Here is a 14,856-nt window from a genome sequence, read left to right as displayed (position 1 = left end):
CGGGCTCAAAGAGCCGGGGAGAGGTTGACACCGTCGCCCTCAGCGAGCATCGTTTTGGGGGTCGTCAATATCCGTTTGTTCAACGGTCACATGAAGTTCGGCCGCCGGATGATCCCGCGACGCTGACCAGGCCAAAGCCAGGCTTGAGTCGACGGGGGCTGAGATCGCCGGCGGTTAGCCCCCCGCGGGGCAGAGGTGGAAGAGGCTCGGCGGCCAGTAGACAACAGCCGCGCGGTGCGCAGCCAGTGCATCGCCGGTTGGTCCGAAGGCACGCCGAGCCTCTTTCCTCTCTTCCGGGGTGAATTGCAGCGGTGTGACTGGTTGACCCGGGTGATCCTCCCCAGCGCCGGTACCTTCAGCGGCGTCTGCGCGCGCAGGTAGCTGCGGTATGCGCCGGCTCGATCGAGTGACACCTGATGGCCGCCGGGCGGATACATTGGCGTGTCCCGGACGTTGTACGGTCGGGCGACCGGCGTGCGCCGGTGACGTGAGGACAAGGGGTTGACCGCGTGGACCGGTTGAAGGCGCTGGGACGGCTGCTGCCGCGAGTGGCGGTGGCCGTGGCCGCCGGGGTGCTGCTCGGCTTCGCGTTCGAACCGCACGACCTCCCGTGGCTGACGATCGTCGCCGTTGCGCTGTTCCTGGCCGCGCTGAACGGGATCTCGATGAAGGCCGGCTTCCTGGTCGGCGCCGGGTTCGGGATCGCGTACTACGCCGTGCTGGTGCCGTGGCTGAGCATCATCGGCGGCGATGCCGCGATCGCCCTGGCGATCCTCGAAGGCCTGTTCTACGCCGTGTTCGGGATGTTCGCGACGCAGGTCCTGAAGCTGCGGCTGTGGCCGCTGTGGATCCCTTGTCTGTGGGTGGCGACCGAGTTCGCGACCGCGTCGGTGCCGTTCGGCGGGTTCCCGTGGGGCCGGCTCGCGTGGGCGTTCTCCGACGAGTCGCTGGGCAAACTGGCCGCCTTCGTCGGTATCCCGGGCCTGAGCTTCGTCGTCGCGCTCGTCGGTGTCCTGGTGTACGCCGTACTGCGCCGAGGGACCGCGCTGCGGTGGCGGGCCGTCGGGCTCATCGCCGGGCTGGCGATCGTGTTCGGCAGCGCGCTGATCCCGTTGTCGATCGAGGGCGACGGGAAGACCGTGCGGGCCGCGATGGTGCAGGGCAACGTGCCGGGCAAGGGGCTGGAGTTCCTGGGCCGGGCGCGCACCGTGACGCGCAACCACCTGCAGGCCACGCTCGACCTCCAGAAGCGGGTCGATGCCGGGACCGAGATGAAGCCGGACGTGGTGATCTGGCCGGAGAACTCGACCGACATCGACCCGTACAAGGACGCCGAGACCCGCGCCGACATCGAGGAGGCGGTGAAGGCGGTCGGCGTACCGATCCTGGTCGGCGCCGTCACCGAAGGGCCGGGGGAGAACGAGCGGCAGACCACCGGCATCGTCTGGGACCCGGCCAGTGGCCCGGGGCAGCGATACGCGAAGCGGCATCCGGTGCCGTTCGGTGAGTACATCCCGTTCCGCGACCAGTTGCTGCCGTACATCAAGCGGCTCGAGATGATCGGCGCCCAGACCGTGCCGGGCGTGGGTCCGGGCGTGATGCCGATCCGCGGCGTCACGTACGGCGATGTGATCTGCTTCGAGCTCGCGTACGACAACGTCATCCAGGACGTGGTCAAGGGCGGCGCCCAGGTGCTGATCGTGCAGACCAACAACGCGACGTACGGCGGAACGGGTCAGCCGGAGCAGCAGTTCGCGATCACCCGGATGCGCGCGATCGAGACCGGGCGCACAGTGCTGATCGCGTCGACGAGCGGCATCTCCGGTGTCATCCGGCCGGACGGGACGGTCGAGCACAAGTCCGCGCAGTTCGTGCCGGACGTGTACGTCGCGACGGTCCCGGTGCGTGACGGGCACACCCTGGCCACGATTCTCGGCGGGTGGCCGCAGTGGATCCTCACCGGGCTCGGTCTGCTGGGGCTCGTCCTGGCGCTGATCGAGCGGCGGCGCGGGCGCGCGGACAAGACACCGCCGCCGGCCTCGGGGTCCGCCAAGCCGCGGGAGAAGGTTCCGGCCTGAGCCTTCCGGCGGACCTGTAACACTGGAGGGAATCGCCGGAAGGGGCAGGGACATGGCTTGGTTGATCGGGCTGGCATTGCTGGTCGTGCCGATCGTGGAGATCTTCGTGATCATCCAGGTCGGTCAAGTGATCGGCGGCTGGCCGACGGTCGCCCTGCTGATCGCCGAGAGCGCACTCGGCGCGTGGCTGGTCAAGCGTGAAGGGCGCCGCGCCTGGAACGCCCTGCAGACCTCCCTCCAGACCGGCAAGCTCCCCGGCCGCGAGCTGACCGACGGCGCCCTGGTCCTGATCGGCGGCACGCTGCTGCTCACCCCCGGCTTCGTCACCGACATCTTCGGCTTCTTCTTCGTCCTCCCCTTCACTCGCCCGCTGGCGCGCCGCCTCGTCACCCGCTTCGTCAGCCGCCGCGCGACCACCCTCGCTCCACCGGCCTTCACCCCCTTCATGCCCGGCAACCCGACCCAGCCCCGCCCACCCTCCGGCGACGTCATCCAGGGCGAGGTCATCGACCCCGACAAGAAGTAGGCCGTCAGGGGCGGTAGGTGGATCTGACGGTCTGAGCGAAGGACTGGATCAGCGGCGTGGTCTCGGTCCACGCGATGACCAGAGGACTGGGTGGGAGGTCCTCGATGGGGATCGTGACGAGCTCTTTGCCGGGGTTGTGGTGGGTGAGGGGAGCGAGGCCCACGGTGCCGTTCCAGAGCACCGACTGGAGGCATTCCTGGACGGCTCGGACGATGGGGCCCTGGCGGGGCTCGCCGCCGTTCCAGTAGGACTGCCAGTGGGGATCGGTGCCGGCGGGGAACTGGAACCAGCGGCGGTCGGCGAGATCGGCGAGTTTCAGGTAGTCGTGACCGGCCAGCGGGTCGTCGGCGCGCAGTACGGCGCCGACCGGGTCGGAGCGCAGCACCTGGACGCGGAGGCCGGTTTCGTCGAACGGACCGCGAGTGAGGGCGACGTCGACGAGGCCGGCGCGGAGACCGCAGGTCGGGTCGGTGAGGTCGGCTTCGCGGATCCGTACGTCGACGTTCGGGTGCCGCCGTCGGTACGCCGCGGCCAGCCGGGAGACGTCCGGGTCGGTGCTGTCGCCGAGGATGCCGACGGTCAGTGTGGCGGCGCCGGCCGCGGCGGCGACTCGTGCGCGGAGCTGCTCGGCCTGCTGCAGCAGCTTGCGGGCTTCGGAGAGCAGCGCGGACCCGGCCGGGGTGAGGCTGACGCCGCTCGGTGACCGGTGGAACAGGGGAGTGCCGAGGTCGGCCTCGAGTTGCCGGATCGCGCGACTCAGCGGCGGCTGGCTCATGTGCAGACGGGCCGCGGCCCGCCCGAAGTGGAGCTCTTCGGCGACCGCCACGAAGTACCGCAAGGTCCGCAGTTCCATCACCTGCGACGATACCCGCTGGGTATCGCCGATGCGGGACCGGTCTTGGACGCGCGGCGCCGCCCGGTGCTGAGCTGGAGACATGACCGAATACCCGTACGCCGACCCGCTCGTCGACCTGACCCACGTCCAGGAGCTCGGCCGCGACGTCGTCGTGATCCCGAACCGGAGCGTCGACCTCGTCCCCAACATCGGCGTGGTCGGCGGCAGCCACTCGGTCCTCGTCGTCGACACCGGCCTCGGCCCGCGCAACGCGGAGCAGGTGCTGCGCTTCGCCACGTCGTACGCGAACGGCCGCCGGCTCTACCTGACCACGACGCACTTCCATCCTGAGCACGCGTTCGGTGCGCAGGTCTTCGCCGGCGATGCGACGTACCTCGTCAACACGGCTCAGGCCGACGACCTGACGACCAAGGGCGACGGCTACCTGCACATGTTCCGCCAGCTCGGCGAACCGGTCGCCCGCGAACTCGAGAACGTCCGCATCCCCACCCCGGACGTCACGTACGACGACACCTACGAGCTCGACCTCGGCGGTCGCACTGTCCACCTCAGCGCGACCGGACGCGCACACAGCAAGGGCGACCAGGTCGTCACCGTCCCCGACGAAGGGATCATCTTCACCGGCGACCTGGCCGAGGCGGACCAGTTCGCGATCTTCCCGTGGTTCCCGCCGTACGACGTGGACGTGTCCGGCGTGCGCTGGATCGATGTCATGGACCGCCTGGCCGCGGAGCGCCACCGGATCGTTGTCCCGGGCCACGGGGACGTCGGCGACGCGGGGCTGCTTGCCCAGGTGCGCGACTACCTCACCGAGCTGCGCGACGAGACCTGGCGCCGACGGGATTCGGGGGTGTCCGAGGAGACGACGGCCGCCGAGATCCGGGCGCTGATGATTCGGCGCCACCCCGACTGGCGGCTCCCGGAGTGGATCGACCGCGGCGTGGGCTGCCTCTGCTCGGAGCACCCGCGTGACCGAACGGGGCCGGGTGGAGGAGACTGACGCCATCGGGCTCGGCGAGAGGCGGGATGCGGGTGGTGATGCTCGGTCGGCGCCTCGTCGCCTGGCTGCGGGCGCGGGATCCGGGGCTGGGTGCGACGCGGCGGGCGGCGCGCACGGCGATCGTGATGCCGGCGCTGTTCGCGTTCTGTGCCAAGGTTCTGCACGCGCCGACGGTGGCGACGTTCGCCGCGTTCGGGGCGTTCGCGATGCTGTTGCTGGTCGACTTCCCGGGCTCCAAGGTGCAACGGCTCCGCGCACAGGTGCAGCTCGCGATCGCGTGGCTCGTGCTGGTCTCGGTGGGGACGTTGGCGGGCCGGTCTGTCTGGACCGCGGTCGTGACCACCGCTGTCGTGGGCTTCGTGGTCCTGTTCTCCGGGGTGGTCAGCTCGGTCCTGGCCGGCGCCGGTACGTCGTTGCTGCTCGCCTTCATCCTCTCGGTGGCCACACCCGGTCCGCTCGCGATGTTGCCGGACCGGCTCGCCGGTGTCGCGATCGCCGCGGCAGGCGCGATCCTTGCGGTCAGGTTCCTGTGGCCGAGGCCGTGGGTCGATCCGCTCGCGGCGCCGGCCGCCCGGGTCTGCCGAGCGGCGGCGGCGCAGTTGCGCTCCGAGGCGCGGGACACGCTCGAGGTGTGCGCCGTACGGACCGAGCGGACCGCGGCTCTCATCGACCAGCTGCGGCGGACGTTCACCGCGACGCCGTACCGGCCGACCGGCCTGTCGACCGGATCCAGGGCGCTGGTGCGGCTCGTCGACGAACTGACCTGGCTGAGCGCGATCCTCGGCGACTCGCGTCCCGCGGTGCTTCCCGGCAGCGACACGGAGTCGGCCGCGGTTCACCTCGCGGCCGCTGACGTCCTGGAACGCAGTGCGGAGCTGCTCGAAGATCCACGGCTCGCCGTCGACGGGCTGGCCGAGGCGACGCGTGTACTGCGTGATGCCGTGACGGGGCTGGAGGAGGGCGCGGTCGCCCGGCTGCCGTCGGCGTACGGCTCACCGGCCGCGTTGATGGGCAGCCTGAACGTGTCGTTCCGCGCGCAGGAGATCGGCTTCGCGGTCATGCTGATCGCGCAGAACGTGGAGTCCGCCCGCATCGCCGACCAGCGGAGCTGGACCGATCGCCTGCTCGGGCGAGAGCCGCGCTCGCTGACGGGACCGGTCACCAGCGCCGCCGAGCGTGCTGCCGCGCATCTGGAACGGCATTCGGTGTGGCTGCACAACAGCATCCGCGGCGCGGCCGGGCTCGCGGCCGCGGTGGCGCTGGCGAACCTCACCGGCGTCCAGCACGGCTTCTGGGTCATCCTGGGCACGCTGTCGGTGCTTCGATCCAACGCGCTCAACACCGGCCAGAACGCGTACCGCGCGGTCGGCGGCACCGTCGTCGGCTCGCTCATCGGCGCCGGCCTCCTGTTCGTCATCGGCGACAACAGCGTGGTGCTGTGGATCCTGCTCCCCGTCGCGGTCCTGATCGCGGGCATCGTGCCGGCGGCGATCTCGTTCGCGACCGGTCAGGCCGCGTTCACGGTCACGCTGGTGATCCTCTTCAACATCGCGCAGCCGGAGGGCTGGTCGCTGATCCTGTTCCGGATCGAGGACATCGCGCTCGGCTGCGCGGTGAGCTTGCTCGTCGGCCTGCTGTTCTGGCCGCGCGGAGCGTCGACCGCGGTCGGGAAGGCGCTCGCGGAGGCGTACGTCGACAGCGCGCAGTACCTCGTCAGCGTCGTCGGGTACGCCGTGTCCTGCTGCGGGCCCGGACCGTCGGCACCGCAGGACGGTCGCCGGGCAGCGGCCGCGGCGCGCCGGCTGGACGACACGTTCCGCACGTATCTCACCGAGCGCGGAGCGAAGCCGGTGCCGTTGAGCGAGATGACGGCGCTCGTCACCGGTGTGGTCGGGATCCGCCTGGCCGCGGACGCCGTACTCGAGCTCTGGGAACGGTACGCCGACGGCCGCCCGCCGTCGGACGATCGCGCCGCGGCCCAGTCCGCGCTACTCGCGTCGGCGGATCGGCTGCTGCGGTGGTACGCGACACTCGCCCGCAGCGTCGACGGCCAAGGCCCTGTGCCGGAGCCGCTGGAGCACGATCACGAGACCAAGGCCCGCCTGATCGACGCCGTACGGCGCGACCTGTACGACCGCGACGGCCAGGCGACACCCACCGCGATCAGGATCCTCTGGACACACAGCCATCTCGAAGCGATCCGGCGCTTGCAGCCGGCGCTCGCGTCGGCGGCGAAGCGAACGACTGATCACGGCATGCTTCTGGGTACCGGGCCGTCGTACGACCATCGGACCGGGGACGGTGAGCATGCGGCGAGCAGTGGCGATCATGCTGCTGACGATCCTGATTCTGAGCGGTTGCGGTAACCCGGACCAGAAGCTCCGATCGGCCGCCGCCCAGTCGGCGCGTTCCGCCGCCTCCGAGGTGAGCACCACGCGGCTGGCCGTCGAGCAGTTGCGGGCGCAGCACCTGTGGACGCGGTCCGCCGGACAGATCGTCAAGGACGCCGAGAAGGGCGTCGAGACGGCGGCCAGCTCGTTCTCCGCGCAACAACCGTCGACGCCGACCTCGACGCGGCTCTACGAGCAGGTCACCAAGACCCTCGACGACGCGCAGACCGCGGTGACCGCGGTCCGGATCGCGCTCGGCAACGACGACCTGGCCGCGGCCGAACGGCAACTGCCCGCGCTCCGGCAGTCGGCGACGGACCTGGGCCGGATCGGGGAGCTCGCGCAGTGAAGAAGGTGCTCGGTGTCACCCTCGGGATCCTGACCGCCATCGGCGGCTTCGTGGACATCGGCGACCTGGTCACGAACGCGCTCGTCGGCGCCCGGTTCGGCCTGCACCTGGCGTGGGTGGTGATCGTCGGCGTCATCGGGATCTGCCTGTACGCCGAGATGTGCGGGCGGGTCGTGGCGATGTCCGGGCGGCCCGTGTTCGACCTGATCCGTGAGCGGCTCGGACCGCGCACCGGACTGCTGACGCTGGTGGCGTCGTTCCTGGTCACGCTGCTGACGCTGATCGCCGAGATCGGCGGGGTGGCGCTCGCGTTCGAACTGGCGAGCGGCGTGAACTACCTGCTCTGGATGCCGCTGGCCGCGTTCGCGGTGTGGCTGGTGATCTGGCGGGTCAAGTTCTCCCGGCTGGAGCAGGTCTTCGGGCTGATGGGGCTGCTGCTGGTGGTGTTCGCGGTCGCCTTGTTCAAGCTCGGGCCGGACTGGGGCGAGTTGTTGCACCAGGCAACCCGGCCGCATCCGATCGGCCACGAGGACTGGTCGACGTACGCGTACTTCGCGATCGCGCTGTTCGGTGCGGCGATGACGCCGTACGAGGTGTTCTTCTTCTCGTCCGGAGGGGTCGAGGAGAAGTGGACCCGGCGGGACCTGGTGACCGCGCGGTCCAACGTGTTCGTCGGGTTCCCGCTCGGCGGGATCCTGTCGCTGGCGATCATGGGCTGCACCGCGGTGCTGTTCCTGCCGGCGGGTATCCAGGTCGGGACCTTGGGGCAGGTGACGCTGCCGGTGGCGGTTGCCCTCGGCAAGATCGGCCTGGCGATCGTGCTGATCGGCGTGTTCGCGGCGACCTTCGGCGCGGCGCTGGAGACGGCGCTGTCGTGCGGTTACACGATCGCGCAGTACCGCGGCTGGCAGTGGGGCAAGCTGGTGCGGCCGCGCGAGGCGTCGCGGTTCCATGTGGTGATGATCGTGTGCATCGTGTTGGCGATGCTGACGCTGCTCACCTCGGTCGATCCGGTGCTGGTGACGGAGTACTCCGTGGTGTTCGCGGCGATGGCGCTGCCGCTCACGTACCTCCCGATCCTGATTGTCGCCAATGATCCCGACTACGTCGGCAAGGAGACCAACGGTCCGATGCGTAACGCGTTCGGCCTGGTCTACCTGGCCCTGCTGGTTGTTGCGTCGCTGGCGGCCATACCGCTGATGATCATCACGAAGGGCGGGCAGTGACCATGACTCGGACGCCTGACACATCGGGACGGGTGCTGCACGCACAGCTGCACCTGCTCGACCGGCAGCTGATCGACCAGGCCGACGGTCACCTGGCCGGAAAGATCGACGACGTCGAGCTCGACCTGGACGCCGACCCACCGGTGGTGGCCGCGCTGATCACCGGCCGCGAGCGGATCACGGCACGGCGGATCGCCGCCATCGACACCGCGGTGACGGTCGTCGTCGAGGACCTCGATCTCGACTACTACGACGATTGGGTCGAGAACCACGTGATCGCCAAGATCCCAGGAGCCGGCGATGCGACTGAATGACCTGCTCGGGCGCCGCGTCCTGGACACCCATGGGGACGTGATCGGCGGCGTCGCGGATGTCCGCCTGGTCCAGGACGGACCGATGCTGGTGTCGATGCAGCGCGCGCTGCGGGTCGACGGCCTGATCGTCGTCGAGAACCGCGCCACGCGACTGTTCGGCTACGAGCGCCACGTCGGTCCCGAACTGCTTCGCCGGCTCGTGCACTGGCGATTGGGCGCGGTCTGGTACCTACCTTGGGAAGACGTCGACACCATCACCGCCGACGCCGTCACCACCACCCACGCCCGCCCCGACCTCCACCGCCTGGAGGACTTCGCCCGCTACTGACCGGCCTGCCCGGCCTGCTGGGCGACATTTCCTGTCGGGCGGGACGCTTGTCACTGGGTGAAGGGACCCTTGGGGCCGAAGGCGTGGTGGGTGAAGCGGGTGGCCAGTAGTTCGTGGGTGGCGGCGTCGGGGTGGAGGTCGTCGAGGAGTGGGTGGGCGAGGTTGTCCGCCTCGCCGTACAGCTCGCGGCCGTCGAGGTAGTGGAGGTTCGGGTCGGTGAGGGCTCGCTGGGTGACGATGCGGGCGAGCTCGGCGCGGATCACCGACAGCGTGAGCTTGCCCGCGGGGACCTCGTCCGGGTTGCCGGTCGCGGTGAAGCGGAGCTCGCCGGCGGCGAGTGCGGCGAGGTCCCAGCCGGTCGGACCGGGGGTGTCCTCGTGGATCGGGCAGAGGATGGGGGAGACGACCAGGAGTGGCGTGTCCGGGTGACCGTCGCGGATGGTGTCCAGGAAGCCGTGGACGCCCGGGGTGAACGAGCGGAGCCGGAGGCTGTCGGAGTTCACGATGTTGATGCCGAGCTTCAGGCTGATCAGGTCGGCGGGCGTGTCGCGGATCGTGCGCGCGATGAACGGCTGCAGGTACGCGCTGCCGCCGAAGCCGAGGTTGACCAACTCCACGCCGGACTGTGCGGCGACGAGCGCGGGCCAGGTGCCGGTCGGGTGCGCCGCGTTGGAGCCGTGGCTGATCGAGCTGCCGTGGTGGAGCCAGGTCCGGCGACTCGCCGGGACCGGCTCGACCGCTGCGTCGGCGCGCAGGGCAACGAGCTCGGTGGTCTCGTCGTGCGGGAGCCAGATCTCGACGGTCTTCGGTGCGGCGCTCAGCCCGGTGACTCGCAGCGTCTGCGGCCGGCCTTCGCGGGTCTCGGTGGCGCCGGTCGCCAGGTCGATCGTGATGACGTCGCCGCTCGCTGCCGTCAGCTGGGTGTGGAGCCGGCCGTCGACCAGGATGTCGTACACGCCGTCCGGGCGCGGGGGAGCGCCGGTGTAGTCGCGCTTCGTCGGGAGCGTGTCGAGCTCGATCGCGGTCGCGCTGGTGCGGAAGACGAGGCGTACGCCGGAGGGCTGCGAGTCGACCATCGCCATCTGGCTGTCGTCGTATTGCGCTCGCGCCCAGGCCGGGAGGCGGTGCGGGAGGACGCCGCGGGCGGTCTGCTCGAGGTCCAGGGCGCCGCGGAGCAGGTCGAGGGTGATGGGGGTGGTGATCACGAGGATTGCCTCTCGGGCCAGGTGCGGAGAAGGGTGTCGATGGCGTGCAGGATGCGGGGCCAGCTGTCGGCGCTCGGCGGGCCGCTGTAGCTGAAGGAGCCGGAGAGCTCGAGCGTGACGTAGCCGTGGAAGAAGCTCCCCAGCAGTCGTACGGCGTCTGTCTGCGCGGGCTCGTCCAGGTCGTAGCCGCGCAGAACTGCCCGCATCAGCTCCGAATGCCGCTTCCCAGCGGCCACGAAGTCAGTGGTCGTCGCCTGAGCGTCGGGTGGGGTGTAGCGGGAGGCCGCGTAGCGGCCGGGGTGGGATTGGGCGTAGGTGCGGTAGACGTCTGCCAGGGCGGTGAGTGCGTCCTGTCCGGCCCGGCCTGCGACCGCCGCGGCGGCTTGGTCGGCCAATTCGGTGAGAGCGACGGTGGCGATGCGGGTCTTCAGGTCGTCGGAGTTGCGGACGTGCGAGTACAGGCTCGCCACCTGGACACCGAACCGCCGCGCCAGCGCCGACACCGTGACCTGCTCGAACCCGACCTCGTCGGCCAGTTCCGCCCCGGCCCGTGCCAGCCGCTCGCCGCTCAACCCCGCTCTTGCCATGTCTCATTATGTAATTGCCTAAAGCATTTAGGCAAATGAGATCAAGAAGAAACCCCCACCGCGCCGTTGCGATGAGGGTTCCCGGGTGGTTCAGGCGGTGCGCTTGGTCCGGTGCAGGTGCGCCGGGCCGATCTCGCCCTTGCGGAGCAGCTCGACCCGCTCGGCCAGCAGCTCCTCCAGCTCCGAGATGCTCCGGCGCTCGCGCAGCATGTCCCAGTGCGTACGGGCCGGCTTCTCCTGCTTCGGCTCCGGCTTCTCGCCGGTGGACCGGGCGGCCTCGCTGCCGCAGTGCGGGCACTCCCAGACCGCGGGCACCTCGGCGTCGTGCGCCATCGTCACCTCGACCACGTGGCCGCGGGGGCAGTCATACGTGATCATCTGGCGCGGCGCGAACTCGACACCACGGTCATCCTCGAAGCTGACCCCACCCAGCCCCGAACCACGCAGTACGCGATTAGACATGTCAAACCTCCGAGATCGTCATCCGTGCCAACGGTCGGCCGGCCCGGATCATTCCCATTTTGGCATGTCCGAGCCATATGTTCGCACCTGACAGCACCGTCGTGACCTGCTGTCATCGACTGTTCACAGATCCCGTACAGATCCCGCGCTGTGCCGTCCGTCGCGAACCGCCCGACGTACGACGCACCGAATCGCCACCTGGTTCACAGCCTGTTGCCAGGAATCGAGGATCTCCTCCTCAGTAATCGTCCCTAGCCTCTGCGTCCATGGTGCTACCCCGCCACAAGCTCCGTGGCCTCAGTTTCGTGAACGTGGCCCTGGTGGCCATCGTGCTCGTCATCGCCGTCACCGCCTACTTCCTGTTCTTCAAGAAGGATCCACCGGCCGCGAGCGCGACCCGGCCGACGGCGGCCGTGCAGCGCGGTGAGGTGACGGCGAGCGTCAGCTCGAGCGGCACCCTGCAGAGCTCGCAGACCGCGTCGCCGCAGTTCGAGACCTCCGGCACGGTCACCCAGGTGCTGGTGAAAGTCGGTCAGGTGGTGGCGAAGGGCGCCGCGATCGCGAAAGTCGACCCGTCCGCCGCCGAGCGGCAGTTGCGGATCGCCCAGCAGAACCAGATCGCGTCCGCGAACTCGGTCACCGCGGCCGGCGAGACGCTGAGCGACGCACAGGACGCGCTGGAGGAGGCCGAGGAGGCATCGGCCTCGCCGACCCCCACGCCGACCGCCGGCCAGCAGCAGACCCAGCAGTCTCAAGGTCAAGGACAGAGTCAGAGTCCGGAAGTTGCCGTCAGCAACGCCGAGGCGAGCCTGGCGAAGGCGAAGGCGGACAAGGAGCAGGCCGACCAGAACGTCGAGGCCGCCGAGGCCGCGGTCGACGCGACCACGCTGAAGGCGCCGATCGCCGGCACCATCACGGCGGTGAACGGAGCGGTCGGCTCGGTGGCCGGCGGTTCGAGCTCCAGCTCCGGTTCCAGCTCGGGGAGCGGCGGGCAGGGCTCGACCTCAGGTCAAGGTTCAACCTCAACCTCCACCACCACCTCGGGCACCGGGTTCGTCGACATCGCCGACCTGAAGTCGCTCCAGGTGGTGGCCGCGTTCGCCGAGGCGGACGCGATCAAGATCAGGGCCGGCCAGACCGCGACGGTCACCCTGAACGCCGAGCCCGGTACGACGCTGACGGCCTCCCTGGCGACGGTCTCGCCGACCCCGACCACCACGAACGGCGTGGTGTCGTACTCGGCCACCTTCAGCCTCGCCAAGCTCCCGGCCAACGCCCGGATCGGCCAGACCGCGAACGTCACGGTCCAGACCGCGAAGGCCGCCGACGCCCTCTATGTGCCGAGCACCGCGATCGCCACCAGCGGTACGACGTACACGGTCACGATGGCCGACGGCAGCGGGACGCGTGAAGTGCAGGTCGGCGTCCGCGGCGACAGCTACACCCAGATCACGTCGGGCCTGAAAGAAGGCGATCAGATCGAGCTGCTGCAGGGCGCGATCGGCGGCACCGGGACCCAGAACGGCCAGAACCGGCAGGGCCAGCAGCCGGGCGGCGGCCAGTTCCCGGCCGGCGGCCTCGGCCAGGGGAACGGCGCCGGAGGCTTCCGTGGCCGCTGAGTCCCTGATCGAGATCCGCGACGTCACCAAGACGTACGGCCAGGGCGAGACCGCGGTCCATGCTCTCCGGGGCGTGTCGCTGCGGGTCGAGGCGGGCGAGTACGTCGCGGTGATGGGCTCGTCCGGATCCGGCAAGTCGACGTTGATGAACATCCTCGGCTGCCTCGACGTACCGTCCCGTGGGGAGTACTGGCTGGACGGCAGCGACGTGGCCCGGCTGAGCGAGGACCAGCAGGCCCTGGTCCGCGGCCGGAAGATCGGGTTCATCTTCCAGTCGTTCAACCTGATCCCGCGGACCACCGCGCTCGCGAACGTCGAACTGCCGCTCACCTACGCCCATCTGCGCCGGGCCGAACGCCGCCGGCGGGCCAACCGCGCCCTCGAGATGGTCGGCCTGGCCGACCGCACCGGCCACCGGCCCAACCAACTGTCCGGCGGCCAGCAGCAACGGGTCGCGATCGCCCGGGCGCTCGCGACCGGCCCGCGGATCCTGCTCGCCGACGAACCGACCGGCAACCTCGACGCACACTCGACCGACGAGGTGCTGGGCATGTTCGACGACCTGCACGCGGGCGGCCGCACGATCATCGTGATCACCCACGAGCACGAGGTCGCCGCCCGGGCGCGGCGACTCGTCCACGTCTCGGACGGCCGGATCGTCTCCGACGAGGTGACCCGCTGATGTCACCACGCGACCTGATGGGCGCCGCGCTCCGCGGCCTCACCGCCAACAAGCTGCGATCGCTGCTGACTGTCCTCGGGGTGTCGATCGGCGTCGGTGCCGTGATCGTGCTGGTCGCGGTCGGCAACGGCTCCGGCAAGGCGGTGCAGGACCGCCTCGAGGCGATGGGCACGAACCTGCTGACGGTCTCCACCACCGGCGGTGGCGGCGGCTTCGTTCGCGGGCAGGCCGGCCCGGCCAACCAGCAGTACAGCCTCACGCTCGACGACGCCGCGGCACTCACCGACAAGAACCTGGCCCCGGACGTGTCCTCGGTGGCGCCGGTGATGACGAGCTCCGGTACGGCGACCAACGGCGACACGAGCTACACCGTCAACCAGGTGATCGGCACGACCCCGGCGTACCTGCCGGCCACCAACACGCCGGTCCAGATCGGCAGCTCGTTCACGCAGGCGGACGTGGACGGCTCGCGCCGCGTCATCCTGCTCGGGCAGACCGCGGCGACCGAGCTGTTCACCCGGCCCGCGAACGCGGTCGGCCAGACGATCAAGCTCGGCGCGGTCGACTTCACCGTGCTCGGCGTACTGGCCAGCAAGGACAGCACCGGGTTCAACGACCCGAACGCGACCGCGATCGTCCCGATCAACACGCTCCGGGCGACCCAGGCCGGGTACGGCGCCCTCAGCCAGATCGTCGTCCAGGCGGCGGGCCAGGACCGGGTCGACGCCGCGCAGGCCGAGGTCACGCAGTTGCTGACCGCGCGGCATCAGGTGCCCGCGACCGAGACCTCGCCGTTCCGGATCACGAACTCGGCGCAGATCCTGCAAACCAGCCAGGACACCGCGGCGACGTTCACCGCGCTGCTCGCCACGGTGGCCGCGATCAGCCTGGTCGTCGGCGGGATCGGGGTCACCAACATCATGCTGGTCACGGTCACCGAACGGACCCGGGAGATCGGGATCCGCAAGGCGCTCGGCGCGCGCCGGCGGACCGTGCTCGGCCAGTTCCTGATCGAGGCGACACTGCTCAGCCTGATCGGCGGTGCGGTCGGCGTCGGCGCCGCGCTGATCGTCACCCGTTTCCAGCTGGCCGGCGTCCAGCCCGTGCTGGTGCCGTCGTCGATCGGACTCGCGCTCGGCGTGTCCGCGGCGGTCGGCCTGTTCTTCGGCAGCATGCCGGCGCACCGAGCCGCCGGCCTCCGTCCCATCGATGCGCTACGGCATGAGTGAGAGGC

15 protein-coding genes are annotated in these 14,856 nt (G+C 70.1%); 11 read left to right on the top strand and 4 right to left on the bottom strand.

Translation table 11 applies throughout. The annotated features are described in order from the left end of the window. The first annotated feature begins 509 nt into the window (after positions 1-509). On the top strand, positions 510-2,078 hold the full coding sequence (lnt, locus tag ACWEOO_RS05485; RefSeq protein WP_452141935.1) for an apolipoprotein N-acyltransferase: 1,569 nt from the start codon (positions 510-512) through the stop codon (positions 2,076-2,078). A 52-nt stretch (positions 2,079-2,130) separates the two neighbouring features. Further along, positions 2,131-2,604, top strand: a complete 474-nt coding sequence (locus ACWEOO_RS05480; RefSeq protein ID WP_452141934.1) for an FxsA family protein — start codon at positions 2,131-2,133, stop codon at positions 2,602-2,604. A gap of 4 nt (positions 2,605-2,608) precedes the next feature. Here the strand turns inward: ACWEOO_RS05480 and ACWEOO_RS05475 are convergent, their stop codons facing one another. Further along, the gene (locus ACWEOO_RS05475) at positions 2,609-3,457 is read right to left on the bottom strand and encodes a LysR family transcriptional regulator (RefSeq protein WP_452141933.1); all 849 of its coding nucleotides are present in this window, start codon (positions 3,455-3,457) and stop codon (positions 2,609-2,611) included. Between the two features lie 82 nt (positions 3,458-3,539). Between ACWEOO_RS05475 and ACWEOO_RS05470 the strand changes: the two genes are divergently transcribed. Genes ACWEOO_RS05470 through ACWEOO_RS05445 form a run of 6 tightly spaced genes read left to right on the top strand, consistent with a single transcriptional unit; the run spans position 3,540 to position 9,067 of the window. Further along, positions 3,540-4,460 (top strand): MBL fold metallo-hydrolase, encoded by a 921-nt coding sequence (locus ACWEOO_RS05470; protein WP_452141932.1) that lies wholly within the window; start codon positions 3,540-3,542, stop codon positions 4,458-4,460. Between the two features lie 26 nt (positions 4,461-4,486). Continuing rightward, on the top strand, positions 4,487-6,826 hold the full coding sequence (locus tag ACWEOO_RS05465; RefSeq protein ID WP_452141931.1) for an FUSC family protein: 2,340 nt from the start codon (positions 4,487-4,489) through the stop codon (positions 6,824-6,826). After that, positions 6,768-7,199, top strand: a complete 432-nt coding sequence (locus ACWEOO_RS05460; protein ID WP_452141930.1) for a hypothetical protein — start codon at positions 6,768-6,770, stop codon at positions 7,197-7,199. The genes ACWEOO_RS05465 and ACWEOO_RS05460 overlap by 59 nt, the downstream gene beginning before the upstream one ends. Then, entirely contained in the window at positions 7,196-8,425 is a 1,230-nt protein-coding gene (locus ACWEOO_RS05455) for an NRAMP family divalent metal transporter (protein ID WP_452141929.1), read from the top strand. The genes ACWEOO_RS05460 and ACWEOO_RS05455 overlap by 4 nt, the downstream gene beginning before the upstream one ends. 2 nt (positions 8,426-8,427) lie before the next feature. After that, positions 8,428-8,739, top strand: coding sequence for a hypothetical protein (locus tag ACWEOO_RS05450; RefSeq protein ID WP_452141928.1), 312 nt, complete (start codon positions 8,428-8,430; stop codon positions 8,737-8,739). Beyond that, positions 8,726-9,067, top strand: a complete 342-nt coding sequence (locus ACWEOO_RS05445) for a hypothetical protein (RefSeq protein WP_452141927.1) — start codon at positions 8,726-8,728, stop codon at positions 9,065-9,067. The genes ACWEOO_RS05450 and ACWEOO_RS05445 overlap by 14 nt, the downstream gene beginning before the upstream one ends. A gap of 50 nt (positions 9,068-9,117) precedes the next feature. On the opposite strand, the gene ACWEOO_RS05440 is transcribed toward ACWEOO_RS05445, so the two are convergent. From ACWEOO_RS05440 to ACWEOO_RS05430, 3 genes are all read right to left on the bottom strand, one after another. Then, complete coding sequence (locus tag ACWEOO_RS05440) at positions 9,118-10,272, bottom strand: GDSL-type esterase/lipase family protein (RefSeq protein WP_452141926.1); 1,155 nt, start codon at positions 10,270-10,272, stop codon at positions 9,118-9,120. Further along, positions 10,269-10,859 (bottom strand): TetR/AcrR family transcriptional regulator, encoded by a 591-nt coding sequence (locus ACWEOO_RS05435; RefSeq protein ID WP_452141925.1) that lies wholly within the window; start codon positions 10,857-10,859, stop codon positions 10,269-10,271. Before ACWEOO_RS05435 ends, ACWEOO_RS05440 begins: the two co-directional genes overlap by 4 nt. A gap of 90 nt (positions 10,860-10,949) precedes the next feature. Continuing rightward, positions 10,950-11,321 carry an RNA polymerase-binding protein RbpA gene (locus ACWEOO_RS05430; RefSeq protein ID WP_130448290.1) on the bottom strand — a complete coding sequence of 124 codons (372 nt, stop codon included), beginning with the start codon at positions 11,319-11,321 and terminating at the stop codon, positions 10,950-10,952. A gap of 266 nt (positions 11,322-11,587) precedes the next feature. Between ACWEOO_RS05430 and ACWEOO_RS05425 the strand changes: the two genes are divergently transcribed. Genes ACWEOO_RS05425 through ACWEOO_RS05415 form a run of 3 tightly spaced genes read left to right on the top strand, consistent with a single transcriptional unit; the run spans position 11,588 to position 14,851 of the window. After that, the gene (locus ACWEOO_RS05425) at positions 11,588-12,940 is read left to right on the top strand and encodes an efflux RND transporter periplasmic adaptor subunit (protein ID WP_452141924.1); all 1,353 of its coding nucleotides are present in this window, start codon (positions 11,588-11,590) and stop codon (positions 12,938-12,940) included. Then, complete coding sequence (locus tag ACWEOO_RS05420) at positions 12,930-13,622, top strand: ABC transporter ATP-binding protein (RefSeq protein ID WP_359927960.1); 693 nt, start codon at positions 12,930-12,932, stop codon at positions 13,620-13,622. The genes ACWEOO_RS05425 and ACWEOO_RS05420 overlap by 11 nt, the downstream gene beginning before the upstream one ends. Continuing rightward, a complete protein-coding gene (locus ACWEOO_RS05415; RefSeq protein WP_452141923.1) occupies positions 13,622-14,851 on the top strand; it encodes an ABC transporter permease in 1,230 nt (409 codons plus the stop codon). Before ACWEOO_RS05420 ends, ACWEOO_RS05415 begins: the two co-directional genes overlap by 1 nt. Positions 14,852-14,856: the final 5 nt, after the last annotated feature.

It is taken from the genome of Kribbella sp. NPDC004138, from assembly GCF_053603655.1.
This window is presented reverse-complemented; position numbering and strand designations above follow the sequence as displayed.